Origin of the sequence: Pseudomonas typographi (assembly GCF_014694385.1) — a bacterium.
Lineage (GTDB): Bacteria > Pseudomonadota > Gammaproteobacteria > Pseudomonadales > Pseudomonadaceae > Aquipseudomonas > Aquipseudomonas typographi.
The window spans coordinates 37,322-59,720 of the sequence record NZ_JAAOCA010000036.1 but is presented as its reverse complement, the minus strand read 5'-3'; the positions used below and the strand labels follow the sequence as shown (position 1 = coordinate 59,720).

General features: G+C 65.5%; 19 protein-coding genes. 7 read left to right on the top strand and 12 right to left on the bottom strand.

Annotation, left to right across the window (positions count from 1 at the left end):
* The 5 genes from HAQ05_RS22865 to cbiE form a co-directional block, all read right to left on the bottom strand.
* Positions 1-319, bottom strand: a 319-nt coding sequence (locus HAQ05_RS22865; RefSeq protein ID WP_190424948.1) for a DUF2946 domain-containing protein, incomplete at its 3' end; no start/stop codon positions are given.
* A complete protein-coding gene (locus HAQ05_RS22860) occupies positions 319-798 on the bottom strand; it encodes a copper chaperone PCu(A)C (protein ID WP_190424946.1) in 480 nt (159 codons plus the stop codon). The genes HAQ05_RS22860 and HAQ05_RS22865, both read right to left, overlap by 1 nt.
* Before the next feature lie 31 nt (positions 799-829).
* A complete protein-coding gene (locus HAQ05_RS22855; protein WP_190424944.1) occupies positions 830-1,588 on the bottom strand; it encodes a cobalt-precorrin-6A reductase in 759 nt (252 codons plus the stop codon).
* Entirely contained in the window at positions 1,585-2,682 is a 1,098-nt protein-coding gene (locus HAQ05_RS22850) for a cobalt-precorrin-5B (C(1))-methyltransferase (RefSeq protein WP_190424942.1), read from the bottom strand. Before HAQ05_RS22850 ends, HAQ05_RS22855 begins: the two co-directional genes overlap by 4 nt.
* A complete protein-coding gene (gene cbiE, locus HAQ05_RS22845) occupies positions 2,675-3,886 on the bottom strand; it encodes a precorrin-6y C5,15-methyltransferase (decarboxylating) subunit CbiE (protein WP_190424940.1) in 1,212 nt (403 codons plus the stop codon). The genes HAQ05_RS22850 and cbiE overlap by 8 nt, the downstream gene beginning before the upstream one ends.
* A 99-nt stretch (positions 3,887-3,985) precedes the next feature.
* On the opposite strand from cbiE, the gene cobG reads away from it, so the two are divergent.
* The 6 genes from cobG to HAQ05_RS22815 all read left to right on the top strand — a co-directional run bounded on the left by cobG (position 3,986) and on the right by HAQ05_RS22815 (position 9,754).
* The gene (gene cobG / locus HAQ05_RS22840) at positions 3,986-5,281 is read left to right on the top strand and encodes a precorrin-3B synthase (protein WP_238936570.1); all 1,296 of its coding nucleotides are present in this window, start codon (positions 3,986-3,988) and stop codon (positions 5,279-5,281) included.
* On the top strand, positions 5,281-5,907 hold the full coding sequence (locus HAQ05_RS22835) for a precorrin-8X methylmutase (RefSeq protein WP_190424937.1): 627 nt from the start codon (positions 5,281-5,283) through the stop codon (positions 5,905-5,907). The genes cobG and HAQ05_RS22835 overlap by 1 nt, the downstream gene beginning before the upstream one ends.
* Positions 5,904-6,638 carry a precorrin-2 C(20)-methyltransferase gene (locus HAQ05_RS22830; protein WP_190424934.1) on the top strand — a complete coding sequence of 245 codons (735 nt, stop codon included), beginning with the start codon at positions 5,904-5,906 and terminating at the stop codon, positions 6,636-6,638. Before HAQ05_RS22835 ends, HAQ05_RS22830 begins: the two co-directional genes overlap by 4 nt.
* On the top strand, positions 6,635-8,290 hold the full coding sequence (cobJ, locus tag HAQ05_RS22825; RefSeq protein ID WP_190424931.1) for a precorrin-3B C(17)-methyltransferase: 1,656 nt from the start codon (positions 6,635-6,637) through the stop codon (positions 8,288-8,290). Before HAQ05_RS22830 ends, cobJ begins: the two co-directional genes overlap by 4 nt.
* Before the next feature lie 92 nt (positions 8,291-8,382).
* Positions 8,383-9,072 carry a hypothetical protein gene (locus tag HAQ05_RS22820; RefSeq protein ID WP_190424929.1) on the top strand — a complete coding sequence of 230 codons (690 nt, stop codon included), beginning with the start codon at positions 8,383-8,385 and terminating at the stop codon, positions 9,070-9,072.
* Positions 9,073-9,121: 49 nt separating this feature from the next.
* Positions 9,122-9,754, top strand: coding sequence for a hypothetical protein (locus HAQ05_RS22815; RefSeq protein WP_190424903.1), 633 nt, complete (start codon positions 9,122-9,124; stop codon positions 9,752-9,754).
* A gap of 3 nt (positions 9,755-9,757) precedes the next feature.
* On the opposite strand, the gene HAQ05_RS22810 is transcribed toward HAQ05_RS22815, so the two are convergent.
* The 7 genes from HAQ05_RS22810 to prmA all read right to left on the bottom strand — a co-directional run bounded on the left by HAQ05_RS22810 (position 9,758) and on the right by prmA (position 19,310).
* Positions 9,758-12,547, bottom strand: a complete 2,790-nt coding sequence (locus tag HAQ05_RS22810) for a response regulator (protein ID WP_190424900.1) — start codon at positions 12,545-12,547, stop codon at positions 9,758-9,760.
* 189 nt (positions 12,548-12,736) lie between these two features.
* Positions 12,737-14,026 (bottom strand): phosphoribosylamine--glycine ligase, encoded by a 1,290-nt coding sequence (gene purD / locus HAQ05_RS22805; RefSeq protein WP_190424897.1) that lies wholly within the window; start codon positions 14,024-14,026, stop codon positions 12,737-12,739.
* A gap of 82 nt (positions 14,027-14,108) precedes the next feature.
* Entirely contained in the window at positions 14,109-15,716 is a 1,608-nt protein-coding gene (gene purH / locus HAQ05_RS22800) for a bifunctional phosphoribosylaminoimidazolecarboxamide formyltransferase/IMP cyclohydrolase (protein WP_190424893.1), read from the bottom strand.
* A gap of 76 nt (positions 15,717-15,792) precedes the next feature.
* Positions 15,793-16,113, bottom strand: coding sequence for a DNA-binding transcriptional regulator Fis (gene fis, locus HAQ05_RS22795; RefSeq protein ID WP_190424890.1), 321 nt, complete (start codon positions 16,111-16,113; stop codon positions 15,793-15,795).
* Positions 16,110-17,123: a tRNA dihydrouridine synthase DusB gene (dusB, locus tag HAQ05_RS22790; protein ID WP_190424887.1), complete on the bottom strand. Its 1,014-nt coding sequence runs from the start codon at positions 17,121-17,123 to the stop codon at positions 16,110-16,112. Before dusB ends, fis begins: the two co-directional genes overlap by 4 nt.
* A gap of 161 nt (positions 17,124-17,284) precedes the next feature.
* Positions 17,285-18,391 (bottom strand): DUF3426 domain-containing protein, encoded by a 1,107-nt coding sequence (locus HAQ05_RS22785; protein ID WP_190424884.1) that lies wholly within the window; start codon positions 18,389-18,391, stop codon positions 17,285-17,287.
* A 37-nt stretch (positions 18,392-18,428) separates the two neighbouring features.
* The gene (gene prmA / locus HAQ05_RS22780; RefSeq protein ID WP_190424881.1) at positions 18,429-19,310 is read right to left on the bottom strand and encodes a 50S ribosomal protein L11 methyltransferase; all 882 of its coding nucleotides are present in this window, start codon (positions 19,308-19,310) and stop codon (positions 18,429-18,431) included.
* A 153-nt stretch (positions 19,311-19,463) separates the two neighbouring features.
* Here prmA and HAQ05_RS22775 point away from each other — a divergent pair, with 153 nt between their 5' ends.
* Positions 19,464-22,337: a dermonecrotic toxin domain-containing protein gene (locus tag HAQ05_RS22775; RefSeq protein WP_190424878.1), complete on the top strand. Its 2,874-nt coding sequence runs from the start codon at positions 19,464-19,466 to the stop codon at positions 22,335-22,337.
* Positions 22,338-22,399: the final 62 nt, after the last annotated feature.

Genomic DNA, 22,399 nt, shown 5'->3' with positions numbered 1-22,399 from the left:
GCGCGGGGGCGGCGGGCAGGGTGGTGGCACCGGTGAAGCTCAGGGCCTGGGGCAATGCCGGGCAATGAAAGAACAGGCTGCAATAGCCACAGCGTTCCCACAGCGGGTGCAGCCCGTTCGGCGCCTGGTCCTTGCCGGCATCGCCATCGCAGCCATGGCCATGGGTGGCCATGCTCATGTTCGCCATTCGCTGGACTGGGTCCATTGGCATGGACTGCGAAGCCAGCGGGCCGATGAACAACATCAGCACGGCGAACAGGCCGAGCCAACGGCCGCGGTTTACCCAGCGGCGGGGCGGGGTGGGGCGTGGGTGTTTCATCAGCCGCCGTGCATTTGCCCTTGGGCGGGAGCGTCAGTGAGCACGTCGACGTTTACGGTGATATCGCCACTGCGCTGGAAGCGCAGCGTCAGCGGGAAATGCTGCCCCGGCTGCAACGCGCTGCGCTCGCCCAGGTCGAGCAGCATCACGTGGTAGGCCATGGGCGCGAAGTTCACCTGCCCCGCCGCCGGCAGCAGAACGCTGGTCACGCGTTGCATTTTCATCATGCCGTCTTGGCCGATGTGCTGGTGCATTTGCGCTTGCCCGGCAATGGGCGAATCTACCCCGAGCAGCACGTCGTCTTCGGCGCCGGCATTGGCCAGGGTGAAGTAGGCCGCCACCGTGGGTGCATTGGGTGGCAAGGCCTGGGACCAAGGTTGGCCGATGGTCAGCGCGCCCAGGGTGTAATCCTGCGCTTGGGCCGCGCAGGCGAAGGCAAGCATCGAAAAACAAAGGGCCAACCGTGGCAAAGGGTTCATCGAGGCGTTCCAAGGGAGGGGTGCCCGGTATTTAGCCAGAACCGCCTAGGGAAGTAAAAAAGCAGTTTGGCGCAAATTGTCTCAATGCCTGCAACAGGCTGCCGGCACCGGTGAACGTGCGCTCGGCTGGCGGCAGCACCGGCCGGCGTAACAGCAATACCGGTAGGCCGCGTTCGCGTGCCACCTGCAACTTGGGTTCGGTGGCTTCGCTGCCGCTGTTCTTGCTCACCAGCACATCGATGCCGCGCCGTTGAAACAAAGCCCGTTCACCTTCGAGGGTGAACGGCCCGCGGGCGGCGATCACCTCGCAACGCGCGTTGCCCGGGCAGGCCTGCAGCGCGCGCAGCGTCCAGAACTGCTGCGGTGGGATGCTGCCCAGGTGTCGCAACGGTTCACGCCCCAAGGTAAACAACGGGCGCTCAAAGCCCTGCAGCGCGTGGATGAGCGCGGGCCAATCGGCGACCTCGCGCCAATCGTCCCCGGCCTGCGGCTGCCAGGCCGGGCGGCGCACGGCCCAGCAGGCAATGCCGCAGGCCTGCGCCGCGAGCGCGGCGTTATGGCTGATGCGCGCGGCATAAGGGTGGGTGGCATCCACCAGCAGGCCGATGCCCTGCGCGCGCAGGAACGCCGCTAGGCCGTCCGCACCGCCGTAACCACCTACGCGCACGGTGCAGCGCAGGTCGGCCGGTACCCGGCCAATGCCGGCGAGGCTGTAGACCTGTTCCGGCCCCAATTCCCGGGCAATGGCCAACCCTTCGGTGGTGCCGCCCAGTACCAGCACCCGAGTCATGGGGCAAACCCCGCATGGCCTACGAAGCCACCCTGGCGGTCGATGGCGAACACTTCAACTTGCACCTGGGCCGGCAGCACCGAGCGGGCGAAGGCTTGCGCGTGGGCGCATACGGCATCGCCCAGGGCCATGCCCTCGGCATGCGCCAGGGCCAATGCCTGCTGGCTGGTATTGGCCTGCAGCATGGCCGCGCGCAGGCTGGCGCTGGCGCCCAGCGCCCCGGCCCATTCGGCCAATTGCGGCAGGTCGATGCTCGAATGGCGGCTGTGCAGGTCCATGTGGCCGGCGGCCAGCTTGCTGACCTTGCCGAACCCGCCGCACAGGCTCAACCGGGCGACGGGCACCTTGCGCAGGTGCTTGAGCACCGCGCCGACGAAATCGCCCATTTCGATCAGGGCAATGTTCGGCAGTTGGTAATGCGTGCGCATGGCTTCCTCGCTGGCGTTGCCGGTGCAGGCGGCAAGGTGTTCGTAACCATTGGCCTTGGCTACATCGATACCCTGGTGAATGGAGGCGATGTAGGCTGCGCAGGAAAACGGCCGAACAATGCCACTGGTGCCGAGGATCGACAGCCCACCGAGGATGCCCAGGCGCGGGTTCATGGTCTTCAGGGCCAAGGCTTCGCCGCCCTCGACGCACACGGTTACTTCGAAACCGCCCGCATACTGGTGCTGCTGGGCCAGGGCGGCGAGGTGTTCGCTGATCATCTTGCGTGGCACCGGGTTGATCGCAGGCTCGCCGACCGCCAGCACCAGGCCCGGGCGGGTCACCGTGCCCACGCCGGGGCCGGCGACAAAGCGCACGCCGGGCGCGGCATGCAGGCGCACTTGGCTGTAGACCAGGGCGCCGTGGGTCACGTCGGGATCATCGCCGGCATCCTTGAGGGTGCCGGCTTCGGCACCGCCGGCGACGGGCCGGCAAAATTGCAGGGCCAGCGACACCTGCTTGCCCTTGGGCAAGGTGATCAAAACCGCCCGTTGCACCGTACCGCCCAGTAACAGCCGCGCTGCCGCCAGGCTGGTGGCGGTGGCGCAACTGCCGGTGGTCAGCCCGCTGCGCAGCGGTGCGGGTTGTTCGGGGCTTTCTTCACGCATCGCCCGGCTTGACCTGTTCGAGCAGTGTGACCGGCAGCGCCTGGCGCCAGGTGTCGAAACTGCCCAGCGGGTGTGCGTGGGCCAGTTGCAGGCGGGCCAACTCGCCGCCGTGGCGGTCGCGCCACGCCACCAGGGCCATTTCGCTCTGCACGGTGACGGCGTTGGCCACTAGGCGGCCGCCGGGCTTGAGCAGCCGCCAGCAGGTTTCGAGCATGCCCGGCACGGTCACGCCACCGCCGATGAACACCGCATCCGGCGCTGGCAGGCCAGCGAGCGCCTGCGGCGCGTGGCCTGTGACCAATTGCAGGCCGGGCACGCCCAGTACCTCGCGGTTATGCACGATATAGCCTTGGCGCATGGGGTTGGCTTCGATGGCGATGGCGCGGCAAGCCGGGTGGCTGCGCATCCATTCGATGCCCACCGAGCCCGCGCCGGCACCCACATCCCAGAGTAACTCGCCGGGTTGTGGCGCCAGGCGCGCCAGGGTAATGGCCCGTACATCGCGCTTGGTGATCTGGCCGTCATGGTGAAAGGCGGCATCCGGTAAACCCGGTAGCCGTGCCAGGCGCATGGCCCCGGCCACCGCGCGGCACTCCACGGCAACCAGGTTAAGCCGCGCCGCCGGCACCGCTGGCCAATGCTGTGCCTGCCCATGCTGGCGCCGTTCGGCCGGGCCGCCGAGGTGTTCGAACACGGTCATTTCGCTGGCGCCGAAACCCCGTTCGCAGAGCAACTCGGCCACCTGCCCGGGCGTATGTTCGTCATTGCTCAGCAATAACAGGCGTTGGCCGCTGTAGAGTTCGGCACTCAGCCGTTGCAAGGGCTTGGCCACCAGCGACACGATGCTGCACTCGGCCAGTGGCCAGCCCAGCCGGGCCGCGGCCAGCGAGCAGGAAGAGGGGGCGGGGAGGATGGCCATTTCGCCGATGGGCAACGCACGCGCCAGGCTTGCGCCCACCCCATGCAACATTGGGTCGCCGCTGGCCAACACGCACACCGGCTCGCCGCGGGCGGCCAGCACCGGCGCCAGGCTGAACGGGCTGGGCCAGGCCAGGCGTTCGCCGCTGATGCAGCGGGGCAATAGCGCCAGTTGGCGGTCGCTGCCGTACACGCGCAGGGCGCCCAGCAGGGCACGCCGGGCAAGCTTGCCCAAGCCGCTGTAACCGTCTTCGCCGATGCCCACGATTGTCAGCCATGCCGACATGAATATTCCTCATGCAGTGCGATTCCGACCGGTCGCGTTTTCAAGCGGCCCGGCAAAGCAGGCATAATATCGCGCCTTCTGCCATTTACGGACCTTTCCTTGAACGTGCCCGTGCCTTCCCGCCCTGTTCGCCCTTCGGCCTGCCCTGGCCTGCTGCGCATCGTCCAGGCATTGGACGGTGGTATCTGCCGCATCAAGCTGCCTGGCGGCGTGCTGGGTGCTGGCCAAGCCAGCGCCTTGGCAGCGGCTGCCCAGCGCTATGCCAGTGGCGTGCTAGAGGCCACCAACCGCGCCAATGTGCAGGTGCGCGGGGTGGGTGCCGAAGCGGGCGTGCTGCAGCAGGCGTTGCTGCAGGCGGGCTTGGGCCCCGCGCACCCGGGTGGCGATGATGTGCGCAACCTAATGCTCAGCCCGCTGGCCGGGATAGACCCGCAACAGGCCCTGGATGCAAGGCCATTGGCAGCGCAGTTATTGCGGTTGCTCGAAGGGGACACGCGTTACCACGCGCTCTCGGCCAAATTCGCCTTGCAGTTGGACGGCGGCGAAGCCCTGGCCTGCCTCGACCACCCCCATGATGTATGGCTTTCGCCGCTACTGCTGGGCGGCCAATGGCACTGGGGGGTGGGCCTGGCGAGCAGCCCTGCGCAGGGCACCATGGTCGTGGCGCTGCCCTTGGGTGAGGCGTTGGCTGGGGTGGCGGCGGTGCTTGGGCGCTTCCTGGCACTGGCGGGCAGCGACCACACACGCATGCGCCCATTGCTCGATGCGATAGGGCTGGAGGCGTTTCTCGCACCCCTTGGCCTGCGGCGGGTCACCCACAGCGGCCCGCGCGGCGCCAGCGGCGGGCGTTTGGGGGTGTATCCGCAAGCGCAGGCCGGCACGGTGGCGGTGTGTGCGCAGTTCGAGCTGGGGCGTTTTCACGCGGCGCAGTTACACGCCCTGGCGCAACTGTGCCGCCGCTGGGGCTGCGGCGCGTTACACCTAACCCCGTGGCAGGGCCTGCTGATCCCCGGCATTGCCCAGGCCCATGCCGATCGCGTGCAGGCGGAACTGCGCACCCTCGGCCTGCTGGTGGATGCCGAGGCGCCGCTGGCCGCGATGCTGGCTTGCAGTGGCGCCAGCGGCTGTGCCAAGGGCCAGGCCGATACCAAGGCCGATGCCCGCCGCCTCGCCATGTTGTTGGCGCCGCCACGGCCGGTGCATTTGTCTGGCTGCCCGCGCGCCTGCGCGGCGGCGCACGTCGCGCCGTTCACCTTGCTGGCAGTGGCGCCGGGCCGCTACGACCTTTTTATTCGCGATGCCGCGCAACCTGGCCTGGGCCGGCTGCGCGCTCGCGAGCTGACTTTGCAAGCGGCGGCCAGCCTGTTGAATGGCCTCCCACGGAGCGACACCTGATGATCGACTACATCCGCGATGGGCAACAGATCTATCGCAACTCCTTCGCCACCATCCGCGCGGAGGCTCGGCTGGAGCGGATCCCGGCGGACCTCGAACAGCTTGCCGTGCGGGTTATCCATGCTTGTGGCATGGTCGATGTGGTCGATGACCTGGCCTTCAGCGAAGGTGCCGGGCGCGCCGGGCGCCAGGCCCTGCTGCGCGGTGCGCCGATCTTGTGCGATGCCCACATGGTGGCCGCGGGCATCACCCGTGCGCGCCTGCCAGCGGCCAATGCGGTGGTCTGTACGCTCAGGGATGAGCGTGTACCAGCGCTGGCCCAGGCTAAAGGCAACACCCGCTCGGCGGTGGCGCTGGAGCTGTGGCGCGAGCACCTGCAAGGCAGTGTGGTGGTGATCGGCAATGCCCCGACGGCGTTGTTCTACTTGTTGGAAATGCTCGACGCCGGTGCGCCCAAGCCGGCGCTGATCCTGGGCTTCCCGGTGGGCTTCATTGGCGCTGCCGAATCCAAGGCGATGCTCGCTGCCGATAGCCGCGGGGTGCCATTCGTGGTGGTGCAGGGCCGCCGTGGCGGCAGCGCCATGGCCGCCGCGGCGGTGAACGCGCTGGCTTCGGAGGTGGAATGATGACCCTGCGCGGGCGATTGTTCGGCCTGGGCGTGGGCCCCGGCGACCCTGAGCTGCTGACCCTCAAGGCGTTGCGCTTGCTGCGCGAGGCGCCGGTGGTGGGGTACTTCGTGGCCAAGGGCAAAAAGGGCAACGCGTTCGGCATTATCGAACAGCACTTGCAACCGGCGCAGCAGTTGTTGCCGTTGGTGTACCCGGTGACCACCGAGGTGCTACCGCCGCCGCTCGCCTATGAGCAAGTGATCAGCGACTTCTACGACAGTGCCGCGCTGGAGGTGGCGACACACCTGGACGCCGGCCGCGACGTGGCGGTGATCTGCGAAGGCGACCCGTTCTTTTATGGCTCGTACATGTACCTGCACGACCGCCTGGCCAGCCGCTACGGCACCGAGGTAGTGCCCGGCGTCTGTTCGATGCTCGGTGGGGCCTCGGTATTGGGGGCGCCGCTGGTGTATCGCAACCAGTCGCTGGCGGTGCTGTCTGGCGTGCTGCCCCACGACGAGCTTAAGCGCCGGCTGGCCGATGCCGACGCGGCGGTGGTGATGAAGCTCGGGCGCAATTTCCCCAAGGTGTATGCGGTGCTCCAGCAACTGGGGCTCGATGGCCGGGCGTTGTACGTGGAGCGGGCGACCATGGCCAACCAGAAGGTTGTGCCGCTGGCACAGGTGGACCCCCAGTCTTCGCCATACTTTTCGTTGATCGTGGTGCCAGGGCAGCGGTGGCAAGGATGAGTGAGCTGCCACCGGCTATCGTACTGCTCGGCCAAGGCGGCCTGGCCACCGCGCAGCGGCTACGCGCGCTGTACCCGCAGGCACGCCTGCTGGGCCTGGCCACCCGCGTGCACGGTGCGGGCGAAACCTATGAGCATTTTGGCGACACGCTGCGCCAGTTGTACCGGGAAAACACGCCGATCATCGCCTTGTGCGCCGCTGGCATCGTGATCCGCACCCTGGCCCCCGAGCTACTGGCGAAAACCGCCGAGCCACCGGTGTTGGCGCTGGCTGAAGACGGCAGCGCCGTGGTGCCATTGCTCGGTGGCCTGGGTGGCGTCAACCACATGGCCCGCTGCATCGCCGCGCACCTGGCGGTGGCGCCGGCCATCACCACCAGTGGCGAGCTACGCTTTGGCCAGTGCTTGCTAGACCCACCTGAAGGTTACGTACTGGCAGACCTCGACCAAGGCAAGCGCTTCGTGGCTGACCTGCTCGGTGGCGCAGCGGTGCGCATCGAGGGGCCCGCGCCCTGGCTCTCGGATGCCCCGTTGAGCAAGGCCGCCGATGCGCGGTTGGCGATCCATGTCAGCCCGCACGCGCGGCCGGCAGCGGCGCATGAGCTGCTTATTCATCCACGCTCGGTGGTGCTGGCCGTTCATCACACCGCTGCTGACTTGGCGCCGAAGGTGCGGGCATTGCTCGAACGGGAAGGCATTGCGCCGGCGGCGCTGGGCTGCGTGTTGGCTGCGCCCGAGGCCATGGCCGATGGCGCGCTGCATGCGCTGGCGAACGCGCTGGCGCTGCCGCTGCGTTTCAACCCAGCCCTGCCGGGGCATGCGAGCGAAGGGGTAGCGCTGCGGGTTTACCCGGCGCCCATCGACCCCGATAGCCTTGGCCAGCGCCGCGGCCGCCTGGCGGTGGTGGGGCTGGGGCCGGGAGCCGCCGCCTTGCTCGCCCCAGCGGTACGTGCCGAGCTTGCGCATGCACAGGATGTGCTGGGCTACGAAACCTACGTGCGCATGGCCGGCCCGTTCCGCGACGACCAGGTGCTGCATTGCACCGACAACCGGGAAGAACTGCAGCGTGCCCGCCATGCCTTCGAGCTGGCCGCGCAAGGGCGCTCGGTGGTCGTGGTGTCATCGGGTGACCCCGGTGTGTTCGCCATGGCCAGCGCAGTGCTGGAGGCACTGGAAAGCGGCGAGGCCGCCTGGCATCGGGTCGATCTTCAGGTATTGCCGGGCATCTCCGCTTCGCTGGCCACTGCCGCATGGGCGGGGGCGCCCTTGGGGCACGACTTCTGCGTGCTGTCGCTCTCGGACAACCTGAAACCCTGGGCGATGATCGAAAAGCGCCTGCACTTGGCCTGCGAGGCAGATCTGGCCATGGCGTTCTACAACCCCATATCCCGCTCCCGGCCTTGGCAGCTGGGGCGCGCACTCGAAATCGTGCGCCAGCACCGGGCGCCGGCTACGCCGGTGGTGCTGGGGCGCGATGTGGCGCGGCCCGGCCAGCGCCTGCGGGTGGTCAGCCTGGGTGAGTTGACCCCAGACATGGTCGACATGCGCACGATGGTGCTGGTCGGCTCGTCGACCACGCGCTGCATCGCCCGCGTCGAAGGCCCGCCGTGGGTCTATACCCCGCGCTGGTACCCGCAGGCGCCGCACCAGTGAAACCTTTCACGGCTCATTTGCACCCGTTGTAAGCCCTACAGTGGCGGAGGCTCGGTTATCGGGCCGCTTTCAACCACTGAGGAGCGCCAGATATGACCGCAACCCCCCACCTTGTCAGCGCCAGCGTACTGGATAACGGCATCGTCGCCTTCGGCGCCGGGCTGACCGCGCAGGAAATCGCCGATGCACGCAACCTGCTGCGCCTTGCCAACCAAGTGGCGAACAAGAGCTACGACAAACAAACGCAACTCGAAGGCTGGTACAAGCAATACGCGAACGTGCTCAGCGACCTGGGCTGGGTATCGCAGCACTTTCAATTCGACCGCAGCAGCGAAAGCAACCGCGCCCTCACGCTGGACAATGTGATTGACGGCTTGCTGGATGTAGCGGTTTCAGGCGTGGTCAGCCAACTGGCGGCCGTGGACATATTCAAGAGCCTGGCCAAGCAAGCCATCGAGGCGCTGCCCAAGGACCAAGCGGCCTACAAGCTGTTCCAAGACAACACCCTGACCAAAGCCGGTGGTCAGGTCAGCGTGACCACGTGCGCCAAGCTCGATGAACACACGGTGTATATGGCGATTGCCGTGCTGGATGTGCGTAGCAGTTCGGCCCCTAAAGACCTGCTGATCTTCAATTGGGAGAGTACCAGCGCTGAAAACTATGTGGGGTCGATGGTGCTGAACATCGCCACCGATGAGTTGGGTGAAGGCCGCACGCAAATCGCTGAAAAGCTCAGCGGGGTAAAGCTTGAGAAACTCGCCAATTACCTGAACCTCATCTAACACCACAGCACTTGGAGCAAGGCCTTTCTGCCAAGGGGGTTTAACACACATGGACAGTGCGTTCACAAGCGTTATCGGGGCCAGCGTGCTGATCTTCGACGACGACATCGAGCCGGCGCAACGTAAGGCGGTAAGCCTTGCGGTACGCTTCGCCTATCGGGCCACCCAGGACCTGTACAAGGAACAAGGTGGCCAGTGGTACGACTACTACCGCCGGCAACTGCGCTTTCTAGGCTGGGATGCCCAGCCACCTTCCCACGTTTATGCACCGGACACCCGCCGGGTATCGATCACCGACCATGCCTGCAAGCAAGTCGCCGCCCAGGGCCTGCGCTTTGGCGAATTAGCTGCGCGCGGGCTCGATAAGCTCAAGGGCAGCCCGCAGGGCACGGCGCTGCTCGAGCACTACGCGCGCGAGCATCATCACGGTATGTACCAGTTGCTGCCGTGCACGGCCCGGCGGGGCGCCGCCGGGGCGCGCTTGCTCGACCTGCTGGTCTACCACGAGGAACTGGACCTGCACGCCACGGGCAACACGCTGTTCGGGGCCACCAGCGCACCGCTGATCACGGTGCATATTGGCTTGGCGCGCTTTGATGTGGGCAGCTTCCAGCGCGCCCACATGCCCGCTATCGCCAAGCGTTTCGAGAAGCTTCGCGGTGACTACCTGGCCTTGCTCTGAGGCTCAGGGCTGGGCGGCCTCGGTGTCGGGCCGCCTGTCTCGTTGTGCCACCCAATGCTCGACCAATTCCCTAAGTTGCGAAAGCTCCACCGGTTTGGCCATGTGGCCATCCATCCCGGCCTGGCGCGCACGTTCCTTGTGTTCGCTTAAGATATGGGCGGTCAGCGCCACGATCGGGGTGCGCGGGCGCTGGTTGCCCAGCTCCCAGGCGCGCAGTTGCTGGGTGGCGCTGAAGCCGTCGAGAACGGGCATCTCGCAGTCCATCAGCACCAAGTCGTAACGCTGCGCCTTCATCGCCCGCAGGGCTTGCTCGCCATTGCTGGCGGTGTCTGGCGAGAGGTTAAGCTTGCCGAGCATGCCGCGGATCACCTTGGTTGAAATCGAGTTGTCTTCGGCCACCAAAATGCGAAAGTCGTGAGGCAACCCGGCTTCAGCGGGCTCTTGTTCGCCGCGCCCGAGCGGTGCGGGTGCGGGGATCGCCCCCTCACTGCGCTGGCCCAGTTCGTCGGCCAGAGTAGCCTTGAGGGTATACCCGGCCACGGGCTTGGCGAGGATGCGCTTGACCCCTGAGTTGCGCGCGATCACCTTGCTTGGGGCATTGCTGATGCCGGTGAGCATGATCACCAGAATGTCGTGGCTCAGGCTGGGGTCTTCCTTGATTTTTGCAGCCAGTTGCATGCCGGTCATCCCTGGCATGTTTTGGTCCAGCAGCACCACGTCGAAATAGTCGCGCAAATGCGCCTTGGTGCGCAGCAGGGCGAGCGCCTCCTTGCCCGAGGACGCCGCGCTGACGCTCATGCCCCAGGCGCTGCACTGCTGCACCAGCACCTTACGGCAGGTGTCGTTGTCGTCCACCACCAGCACGCGGGCATCTTTGAGCGGGCTGTCGAGGTCGGCGATGCCATGCTCCATGCGCAAGGGGTCCAGTGGCAGCGTTAGCCAAAAGGTGCTGCCTTGGTGCGAGCCCCCCTTGATGCCGAACTCGCCGTTCATCAGCGCGACCAACTGGCGAGCGATCAACAACCCCAGGTGGTGCGCGCTGGGTTTATCGCTGGCGAGCAGATCCTGGCTGCGCAATTGGGTGTGCAGCATGGCCTCGCGTTCCGGCTCCGACAGGGGCGTGCCGCTGTCTTGCACGGCGATGCGCAGCCGTGGCGGCCCGCTGCGTTGGTCCAGGGCCACGGCGATCAGTACTTCGCCTTGGTCGGTGCGCTTGAGGGCATTGTCGAGCATCGCCAGCAGGGCCTGGCGCAGCCGCGTGGGGTCGCCGCTGATCACCCGTGGCACCTGCGGCTGGGTGAAGCTGATCAACTCGACGTCTTGTTGCTCGGCCTTGCCACGGAAGATGTTCAGGCAGTCGTCAATCAGGGCATTGAGGTCGAACTGCACGTCGTCCAGTTCGATCTGCCCGGATTCGATCTTGGAAATATCCAGGATCTCATTGATCAGCGTGAGCAGCTCGTTGCCCGCGCTGTGGATCGTTTGCACATAATCGCGCTGTTTCACCGACAGCGGCGTACCCAGCAGCAGTTCGGTCATGCCCAGCACGCCGTTCATGGGGGTGCGGATTTCGTGGCTGAGCTTGGCCAGGAATTCGGCCTTGGCGTTGGTTTCGGCCGTGCTGGCGGCCAGCTCGCGCCCTACGCTATAGCGTTCTTCACTGATGTGCCGCAGGCGGATGGTCAAGGCAAAATTGAGCAGGAAGCCGGCCGCCACGGCGCAGCCGAGCAGCCCGACGATCAGCCATTGCGCCGGCGTGCGGGTCAGCCCCAGCAGCGCTGGCATCACAATCACGAACGCCGCGCTGGCCAGCGCCATGGCCAGCGCGAAGACCTTGCCCGGCAGGTAATGCGTGTGGGCGTTGAGGCAAGCACTGGCGAGCATGCACAGGCACGTGAGCGCGACCAACACATAGGTGACCAGGTTCATCGGCAGGGTGTTGACGAACAGCAACAACAGGCTGCACAGGGCGATGAGCAACACCATGCCCAGCAGCAGGCGGTTCAGCCGTGGCTGGCGGCGCAGGCTGAAAAACCGAACGGTGAACAGCAAACCGCACACCGACGCCGCCAGCATGCAGAGGTACGCGACTGGCGTACGCGCCGGGCTCCACGGGATGGCACCGGGCAGGCCGAGGTTCATCAACACCATGGCGCTGGCCAGCACCAACGCTTGGCAAGCCGCCAGCCACAAGCTGCTGGCCGAGCGGCTGTAAGCGTAGCGGCTGAGGTTGTGCAAAATCAGCATCGCCATGGCGCCCACCAGCAGGCCGAACAGCAGCGGTTGGTGTTGGTCGGCGGCGGCATCGATGGCGTTCTCTAGCGCTAGGCTGGGGCGCACCTGGTGCTCGGACACCAGGCGCAGGTAAACATCCAGGGGCGCCGGCGCCTGGGGCAGGGCGAGCAAGATGTCGCCGGTGCGGGGTGTGGGATGGTCGTCCGGGCTGCTGTAGCCGCTTTGCCGATGCTGCAACAGTTGTTCGCCGTCGAGCACATAGAGGTCCAGGCGCGACAGGTCGGGTGCGAACAGGCGCAGCAATTGTTCGTGGCGGCTGGGTGCCAGGCGGTAGTGCAACCATAAAGCGCTTTGCGGCGGCGCGGCGTCGAGTTGGCGCAACGCCAGCGGGGCGAACTGGTTCTGGTAGCGGCCAGCGCGCACGTCGTTCAGTTGCAGCGTGCCCTGATCATCGACCAGCGCCGCCCAGCCGTTGCCTGCGTCGGCCTGTGCCGGCGGCAGGCCGATAAGGCACGAGAGGCCGATAAGGAGTAGCAGGGCGATCCTGAGCCGGTGCACGGCGAAATCCTTGTCTGATGATAGGCTGAATATCCTGAACCAGAACTGGGCAACGACAGCACTACTACCCCATGCCTGAACGAACGGCCGGTTCACTGCGTGAGTATAACCATGCCGGCTGTGCTAAGTGCTCGACCGAGCTGAAAAGCCCCCCTGAACAGGGGCTTTCCCGCCCAATGGCGCAGGGGGTTAGCCCAGGCCTTGCTCGCGGGCGATGGCCCGATAGCCGATGTCCTTGCGATAGAACGCACCGTTCCAGCCAATTCGTGCGGCCAACGCGTAAGCCTGCTGCTGGGCCTGCAACACCGTGTCGCCCAGGGCCGTGGCACACAGTACGCGGCCCCCGGCGGTCACGACCTGGCCGCCTTGCAGGGCGGTGCCGGCATGGAACACCTTGCCGCCGAGCGTAGCGGCCTCGGCCAGGCCCGCGATGGCGTCGCCTTTGGCGTAGTCACCGGGGTAGCCGCCAGCGGCCAATACCACGCCCAGGCTCGGGCGCGGGTCCCACTGCGCTTCAACCTTGTTCAGCGCCTTGGCCAGCGCCGCTTCGACCAGCAACACCAGGCTCGACTGCAAACGCAGCATCACCGGTTGGGTTTCGGGGTCGCCGAAGCGGCAGTTGAACTCGATCACCTTGGGGTTGCCGGCGCTGTCGATCATCAGGCCGGCGTACAAGAAGCCCGTGTAGGTGTTGCCTTCGCTGGCCATGCCGCGAACCGTCGGCATGATCACCTGCTGCATTACCCGCTGGTGAACCGCCTCGGTCACCACCGGGGCCGGTGAGTACGCGCCCATGCCACCGGTGTTCGGGCCGGTATCGGCATCGCCTACACGCTTGTGGTCCTGGCTGGTGGCCATGGGCAGCACGTTGTCGCCGTCGACCATGACGATAAAACTGGCTTCTTCGCCTTCGAGAAACTCTTCGATCACCACCCGCGAACCCGCGTCGCCGAAGGCATTGCCGGCAAGCATATCGCGCACGGCGGCTTCGGCTTCGGCCAGGGTCATGGCCACGATCACGCCCTTGCCCGCAGCGAGGCCGTCGGCCTTGATCACGATTGGCGCGCCGCGTTCACGCAAGTAAGCCAAGGCCGGTTCGACCTCGGTAAAGTTCTGGTAAGCCGCCGTCGGGATGGCGTGGCGGGCCAGGAAGTCTTTGCTGAACGCCTTGGAGCCTTCGAGTTGAGCGGCACCGGCAGTCGGGCCGAAGCAGTCCAGGCCGCGCGCGCGGAACCGGTCTACTACGCCTGCCACCAATGGCGCTTCGGGGCCGACGATGGTCAGTTGTACGTTCTGCTCGGCAAAATCGGCCAATTGCTCAAGGGCCAGTACATCGATGGGCACGTTCTCGCACTTGGCTTCGGTGGCGGTGCCGGCGTTGCCGGGGGCCACGAAGACTTTCTCGATGCGCGGATCTTGCGCTACTTTCCAGGCCAGGGCGTGTTCACGCCCGCCATTGCCGATGATCAATACGTTCATATCAAATTCCTGTTTTTGGGGTACAGGCGCTGCAGTACCAGGCCGCACTGCCGCAGCAGAACCCGAGGCAGTGCGGCCGCAATCAATGCCTGAAATGGCGCATGCCGGTGAAGACCATCGCAATGCCCGCCTCGTCCGCCGCTGCGATCACTTCGGCATCGCGCATCGAGCCGCCCGGCTGGATCACCGCGCGGATGCCGGCCTTGGCGGCGTTGTCGATGCCATCGCGGAACGGAAAGAACGCATCCGACGCCATTACCGCGCCTTCAACCTGCAGCCCGGCCTGCTCGGCTTTGATCGCGGCGATGCGTGCAGAGTTGACCCGGCTCATCTGGCCGGCGCCTACGCCGATGGTTTGGCGGTGCTTGGCATAAACGATGGCGTTGGACTTAACGAACTTGGCCACTTTCCAGGCAAAGATCAAATCGTGGACTTCCTGCTCGGTCGGCGCGCGCTGGGTGACCACCTTGAGGTCTTCGGCGGTAATCATGCCGGTGTCGCGGCTTTGCACCAGCAGCCCGCCGTTCACGCGCTTGTAGTCCCACGCCGGGGCGCGCTCGGCAGCCCATTGGCCGCAGGCGAGCAGGCGTACGTTGGCTTTGCTGGCAACCACGGCACGGGCTGCATCGCTGACGCTGGGGGCGATGATCACTTCGACGAACTGGCGTTCGACGATGGCCTGGGCGGTGGCACCGTCCAACTCGCGGTTGAAGGCAATGATGCCGCCAAACGCGGACTCGCTGTCGGTGGCATAGGCCAGTTCGTAAGCCTGGCGAATGCCGCCTTCGGCGTCGGGGCAAACCGCCACGCCGCAAGGGTTGGCATGCTTGACGATGACGCAGGCCGGCTTGGTGAAGCTCTTCACGCATTCCAGCGCGGCGTCGGTATCGGCCACGTTGTTGTACGACAGTTCCTTACCCTGCAGTTGCACAGCGGTGGCGATGCCCGCCTCGGCCGGCTTGGCCTCGACATAGAACGCCGCGCGTTGATGCGGGTTCTCGCCGTAGCGCATTTGCTGGGCCTTGATGAACTGGCTGTTGAAGGTGCGTGGGAACTCCCCCCGGCCTTGCGTGCCAAGGGTGGCGGCGGCCTGGTCGATGGTGCCGAGGTAGTTGGCGATCATGCCGTCGTAGGCGGCGGTATGTTCGAATGCCTTGAGCATCAGGTCGAAGCGCTGCGCGTAGGTGAGGCCGCCAGCCTTGAGGCTGTCGACTACCGCGGCGTAGTCGCTGGCGTTGACCACAACGGCCACGTCTTTATGGTTCTTCGCGGCGGAGCGGACCATGGTCGGGCCGCCGATGTCGATGTTCTCAATGGCGCTGGCCAGGTCGCAGCCGGGCTTGGCGACGGTGGCTTCGAAGGGGTAGAGGTTCACCGCGACCAAGTCGATCGGCTTGATCCCGTGCTCGGCCATTACACCATCATCCGTGCCGCGCCGGCCGAGGATCCCGCCATGAACCTTCGGATGCAGGGTTTTGACCCGGCCGTCCATCATTTCCGGGAAACCGGTGTAGTCCGCCACCTCCACGGCCGCGATGGCATTGTCGCGCAGCAGCTTGAAGGTCCCTCCGGTGGAGAGGATCTCGACACCGAGGGCTTCGAGTTCGCGGGCGAATTCGAGAATGCCGGTTTTGTCGGACACGCTGATCAGGGCGCGGCGTATCGGCAGGCGGGTGGTGTGGTCGGTCATTTCAGGTTCCATTCACAGCGGTTAGCAAAAAAGGCGACCGGCCCTTGGCCGTCGCCTTTTCGGAATTTCTCTGAAGCTAGAGCAGGTCGTACTGCTTGAGCTTTTTGCGCAGGGTGCCGCGGTTCAGGCCGAGTATTTCGCTGGCCTTGGTCTGGTTGCCCTTGACGTAGTTCATCACGGTTTCGAGCAGTGGTGCCTCGACTTCGGAGAGGACCAGGTTGTACACGTCGGTGACCGTTGCCCCTTCCAGGTGCGCGAAATAGTTATGCAGCGCCTTTTCGACGCTTCCGCGCAAGGTCTGCCCTTGTTCACTGGGCGAGATCAAATGCTGTTTAAGGTTGACGTTCTCGCTCACGGGCGTTGTTCCACTCACTAAAGTCTGGGTCATCATCGTCATGCGGCCACCCCCTCTTCGTCCTTTGTGACAAGGCTCTCGTGCCGTTCGCGGAAAAATTCGCAAACGTTGGCGCATTGCGCGTGCTTATCTTCCAGTTGATTGAAATGGGCGCGAAACTCCCTGGCGCCCGGCAACGTGGCCAAGTACCAGCCCACATGCTTGCGGGCGATGCGTACGCCCATCACATCGCCATAAAAGGCATGCAGCGCGGCCAAGTGCTCCAGCAGAATTCGTTCCACTTCATCCAAGCCCGGCGCCGCGCGTTTTTCCCCGGTGCGCAGGTAATGCTCGATTTCACGGAAAATCCACGGTCGCCCTTGGGCGGCCCTGCCTATCAGCAGGCCGTCGGCGCCCGTCGCATCCAGCACGTGGCGGGCTTTTTCCGGTGAGGTGATGTCGCCGTTGGCGAACACGGGTATCGACACCGCGTGCTTGATCGCGGCGATGGTGTCGTATTCGGCGCTGCCGGTGTACAAGTCGGCCCGGGTGCGGCCATGCACCGCCAACGCGCTGATCCCGGCTTGTTCGGCGATACGCGCAATATCGATGCCATTGCGGTTATCGCGGTCCCAGCCGGTGCGGATCTTCAGGGTAACCGGAACGCTCACCGCGGCGACGACCGCGTGCAGGATGCTTGCCACCAGGGCTTGGTCCTTGAGCAGGGCCGAACCTGCCGCCTTGTTGCACACTTTTTTCGCTGGGCAACCCATGTTGATATCGATGATCTGCGCCCCGGCCTGCACGTTGGCTTGGGCGGCGGCGGCGAGCATTTGCGGGTCGCCGCCGGCGATCTGCACCGCGCGTGGTTCAGGGTCGCCGCCGTGCACGCGGCGCAGGCTCGATTTGCGGCTGTTCCACAGTGACAGGTCCGCACTGACCATTTCGGACACCACAAGCCCTGCCCCCAGGCGCCGGCACAACTGGCGAAAGGGCTGGTCGGTGACCCCTGCCATCGGTGCAAGGACCAGGCCATTAGGGACTGTGTAGGGGCCGATGCGTACCGCCGACATAGGTTTACCTGTGGTAAGGCCGGATTCGTACGAAGCCTGGAGTTCGAAAAAGGGAGGGCATAATACCCGCTCTCGATGACCAGATAAAGATCAATCTGGATAAAATCTGAACAGCTGGGGCTTATGAAAAAAAGTTTGAAAGCCTAGGGCTACCCGGGGCGTTACTCTGGCGAGCGAAACGATAAGCTGTAATTCACCGCCTTTGGGCCCGGGTCGAGGATATCCAGGGCGATGTGAATCGGCGTCTGCGGCGGCATTTCTGCCTGCCCGGCGAGGTCGCCAGCCAAGTACTCGGCTGGTTTGAAGCGCCGCCTGGCGATCAATTGGCCGTTGAGGTCGGCGAAGCGCAGTTCCAGCAGGGGAAAGGGCTGCGAAAACGGCGCGCGATTATAGATGATCGCGTCTACCACCAAGGCGCCGGCGAAGTCGGGGTGGCTACGCACGACCAGGTTGCTGCTTTTGATCTGCCGAACGTCGACTTTCGACGGCACCTTGCAGCCCACCACCGGGCACAGGGCCTGGAACCAGGGGCGGTATTGGTCTTGCCGTGCCAGTTCATCGAAATGGTAGTAGCTGTATTGGCCGAGCAACCCCAGCGCTGCCAGTAGCGACAGCAGCCCCCATAGCAATCGCTTGCCGAACGACGAACGGCTGCGTTGCCATTGCAGTTGTAGGGGGTCGTCTTCCAGGTCGAGCAGGTGTTCGTCGCGCAGGTTCGGTTCGGTGCGCTCGTGCTTGCCCGTCAACGCTGGCGGTGTGCCACCGAGCGTAGCGGCGTCGTCGTCGAGCAAGGGCGGTTCGCCCGCCGAGGCGGTTTCTGTGGGCAGTGCCTCGTCGCGATGGTTGCCGAACGGTTGCTGCGGCCAGTGTTCGTCCTGGGCATCGCGGCTGGCGCTAAGCCCATCGCGGCCGGTGCCCTGGCGTGGTGCTGGGCGCCGTTCCAGGCGCGCCAGTTCGGCGTCGAGGTTCAGCGTTTCGAGCTGCGCGGCGTCCCATTGGCCTTCGTGGGTCGGTTGGCTCGGCGTGGCGGCAGGTGTGGGCACCGCAGCTGGCGGCTCGGGCGCGGCAGTTTGCGCTTGGGGCAGCGGGGTTGGGCGTTCGGCCTGTGCCTGCTGGGTGGCGCTTTGCTCGAGCAATTGCCGGGCCGCGTTGAATACCTGCTTGCAAGCACCACAGCGCACGGCGCCACGTGCGACGCCGAGCTGGTTGTAGCTCACGCGAAAGCGCGTTTGGCAATGGGGGCACTGGGTGACGAAGCTGTCGGTCATGCGCGGGTCCAGTTCGAGCGGTGGGCCATTTTAGGCCCTATTGCAGGCGCCGGCCACTGATGCGCACCCAGCCATCGCGCTCTGCGACGGGGTCGAGAGCAAAGGCTGTTTCATAAGCCTTGATCACCTCCCCAGCTTGCTCGGCAAGGATGCCCGACAGTGCCAGCAAGCCGCTCGGGCGCACCAGCGTTTGCAACTGCGGGGCCAGCGCCACCAAGGGCCCGGCCAGGATGTTCGCCACCAGCACATCGGCCTGCAGCGCCGGCAGTTTGTCGGGCAGGTACAGGCTAAAGCGCTGCGCATCGATGCCATTACGCTCGGCATTATCGCGCGAAGCCTCCAGCGCCTGCACGTCGATGTCGGTGCCGATCGCCGCCTGCGCGCCCAGCAGCAACGCGGCGATCGCCAGTATCCCCGAGCCGCAGCCGAAGTCCAGCACCTGCTGGCCGCTGAGCGCTTGGTCGTCGAGCCATTCCAGGCACAGGGCAGTGGTGGGGTGGGTGCCAGTGCCGAAGGCCAGGCCGGGGTCTAGCAGTAGGTTCACCGCATCGGGCTGCGGCGCCTGGTGCCAACTGGGCACGATCCACAGGCGCCGGCCGAAGCGCATCGGCTGGAAGTTGTCCATCCAGCTACGCGCCCAGTCCTGGTCTTCGATTACCTCGGCATGGTGTTCGGGCAGTGGTGCCTCGGTCAGCAATTGCAGGTGGGCGAATACCGCAGCGGCCGCCGTGTCGGCTTCGAACAGCGCCAGCAGGTGCGTGTGCCGCCATAGCGGGGTGGTGTTCAACTCGGGCTCGAAGATGGGTTGGTCTTCGGCATCCATGAAGGTAACCGACACCGCGCCGATCTCCAGCAGGGCGTCTTCGTAGGTTTCGGCTTGTTCTGGGCCGATGGCCAGGCGAACTTGCAGCCAAGGCATGGCGGCTACCTCAGGTTTCAGGGCGGCGCAGTTTACACCATGCCCGCTGCCATGAACCTACTTGTGCCAAGGTCACCGGGCGATCAATAGCTACCTCTAAGCGCGCCGCTGCGCCTTTTAGGCTTGGGGTTTTACGCAAAAGAGGATGGTTAGATGGTAAACGTTCAACATCAAGCCCAAGCGGTGGCCCGGCGCCTGGGGCGTTGGCAGGCCCAGCTTGCGGTTTGCCGGCGCCGCTGCGTGGCGTTCGAAAGCTATGCCGCGCAGTGGGTCGTGGACCTCGCCGGGCCAGGCAGCCCGGTGACCCGGTTATCAACGGCGTCGATGTGCGCCTTGTTGGGCATGTTGGTCAGGCATTGGCTTGCCGCCAGCGGCCACGGTGACGGCAGCGCAGGGCCAAGCGGCGAAGGCGGGGATATGGGCGCGGACGTGTTTGCGCAGGTGCCGGCACCTACGTTGCAGCATTTGTTCGAGCGGGCCAATGAAGCCATGCTGCGCCAGTACGTGGATGCAATGCAGGCGCATGTACTCGCCACTGCGAGTGCCGAGCAAAACGGCGACTTGGAGCAGCGGTTGGTCGCGCGGTTGAGAGCGTGGCGTGAAAACATATGGGCACCGCTTGAACACGGCCAAGTATTGCTTACGCCCAGGGCATTGTTCGACGGGGTGCAGGTTGCCAATGCTCGGCTATTCCAATCGTTGACCGCCGACGGGCTGGCCGACGACAGCGAGCGGGCGTTGATGGCCACGGTAGGCAGGGGCGGGTGGGTACAACAGTTGTCGGCCAGCGACCGCGAAGCCTTGGCAGACTACGAGCAACGGTGGGTAGGCGCGCAGTTGCAGTTCGAGCAATGCCTGGGTGAGTATGCGTCGCTCGAAACCTTTGCCCGGCACTTGGCGCGCCCGGTGTTGCGCGCCGCGGGTATTTGGCTGGACCCCGACGCGTTGTGTGTCAGCAGCGTATACGACGATGGGCGCTTGGTCGGGCAAAACACCGAGTCGCTTACCGACTGCCTGCTACGCGGGCCGTTCGCGGCCAACCCGTTCATGAACCGGGTGTGGGCGGCTAACCCGTTCCTGCGCCAGCCGGGCGACTCGGCGAACGAGCTACTGGGCCAGTTAGAGCCGCGCGCCGGTTACCTGGAAGGGTTGGCGAAACGGCTCGAAGACGCCACGGTGCTGCAAGCGCTGGTCGCCGTGCACGCCGCGCGGGTCGAAGTCGGTGCCCTGTTGGCGCGCTTCCAGGGGCATCTGAGCGAGGCGGGCCACCAGTTGGTGCGTAACCTCGCCAGCGGCGCAGCGGCAGCGGATGAGCATGTGACCACGTTAAGCCTGGAGCCAGGGCACCCGCTGGCAGATGTGCTGGTTTTTTACGGTAACCGCCCGGACCATCCCGCGGGTTATATCCTGTATGCACCGCGCAAGCCCGATGGCCAGGAATGGATCGAGCTGCCAAGCGCGCGCGCAGTCACGGCAGAGCTGGGCCGGTGGTTGGCCGACGACCAAGGCAGCGGTTTTTTGTTGTCAAAGCTGGCCCCTGCATCGCGCGCCTCCCATGCGCAGCGGTTGCTAGGCGCCAAGGACAACTCAGGCCATTGGCAACTGGACAACGACCGCCGTGACCCGCCGCAGGCTTATGCCGAGGTGCTTCGGGTATTGGCCCAACGCCAGGTAACCCTGGAGCTGCAAGACAGCGCCCTGGAATTTTGCCCCCCGTGGTACTTGGGCGCCAGCGAACCGCGCCGGGCCGTGATCAACGATTTGCGCGAAACCCTCGCGCTGACCCAACGGGCGAGCCAGGCGCGTTTCAAGGCGTTGGAGCCCTTCGAAGACTTCGCTCGGCGGCGCGTGACGGAGGCCATCGGCCCTTACTTGAGGGAAAAAGGCATCGCCCAGGATATCGACCCCAGCACCATCCTGTTTGCCTATGACCCTAGCTTCGCCGGCAACGGTGATGGCACCCAAGACTTGCTCACCTTGGCCATGCACGGCTACGACGATAACGCGGGCCTGGACAACGAACGGGCGCCGGTTAAGTCGTCGGTTGGCGATGACCTCAGTGCATTGAAGGCGAACGACCTGGCGCGGTACATCCGCAGCGCCTACCTGGGCACTGCCTATGCCGAGGCAATGGCCGCAGCCGTGTTGGCGGCCGATGCGCCAGGCTACGAACAGCGCCGCGACGCTTTTGCCAATGGCGTCGCCTGGGCATTTTCGCTGTTGGGCCACCAGGCCCATGCACAGGGCGTGTTGAGCGAGCACGCGCTGGCCGCCTTGCTGGCTGCGCTCCAGGCGCCTGACCACCAGCGTGTGTACCGGCTAACGGTGGGTGGGTATGTGCTACAGGGCCTGTGGGTCATGGACCTGGGCGGCCAGCGATGGTTGTTCACCCCCGACGCGCCCGACGGCCGGCCGCTTCGGCTTTATGAAGGCTTCGCCGAGGGGCTTTCAGTGGCCATGCATCGCTACCTGTGCGCGTTTGCCCGGGTAAAGGAATTCACTGCGGTGTCGCGGATGCTCGACAGTATGGCCGAGGGGGAACGCGCCGCCGACCCACTGCAGGGCAGCGAGCGGGTCACGTCTTGGCGCGACGAGTTCAATGCCCAGGTGCGGGCTGTGGTTCGAGACGTGGAGGATGCCACCCTGAGCCGTGCTGAGGTGCGTTGGGCGATGGTCAAGAAGGTCGGGCTCTACTACGCCATGGCACTGAGTTTTGTCAGCGGTTGGGTCAGCCTTGGCTTCAGTGCCTGGTTTATCGGCAAATCACTGATGGGCGCTTACACGGCTTGGCGAACCGATGACACCTTAGCAGCCGCTGAGCAGGCGTTGGTCGTGTCGTGGGGGCTACTCGGCGGGCTGGCGATCAGGGGCCTGACGACGTCGAGCACGATCCGCTCGCTGGTACCGGGCTGGATGAGAATTGGCCCACGTGGTTCCTGGACCTTGCAGCTCGGCGGTGCCGGCTACAGAGGGGCCAGCGAGCTGGCCCTGGCAGGCCAATTGGCCGGCTATAGCCTACGCCCCTGAACGGGGCCGCTGGCTTGGCATTCAGCGCACGGCCCGCCCGGCGGGCCGTGCTTTTTATACCC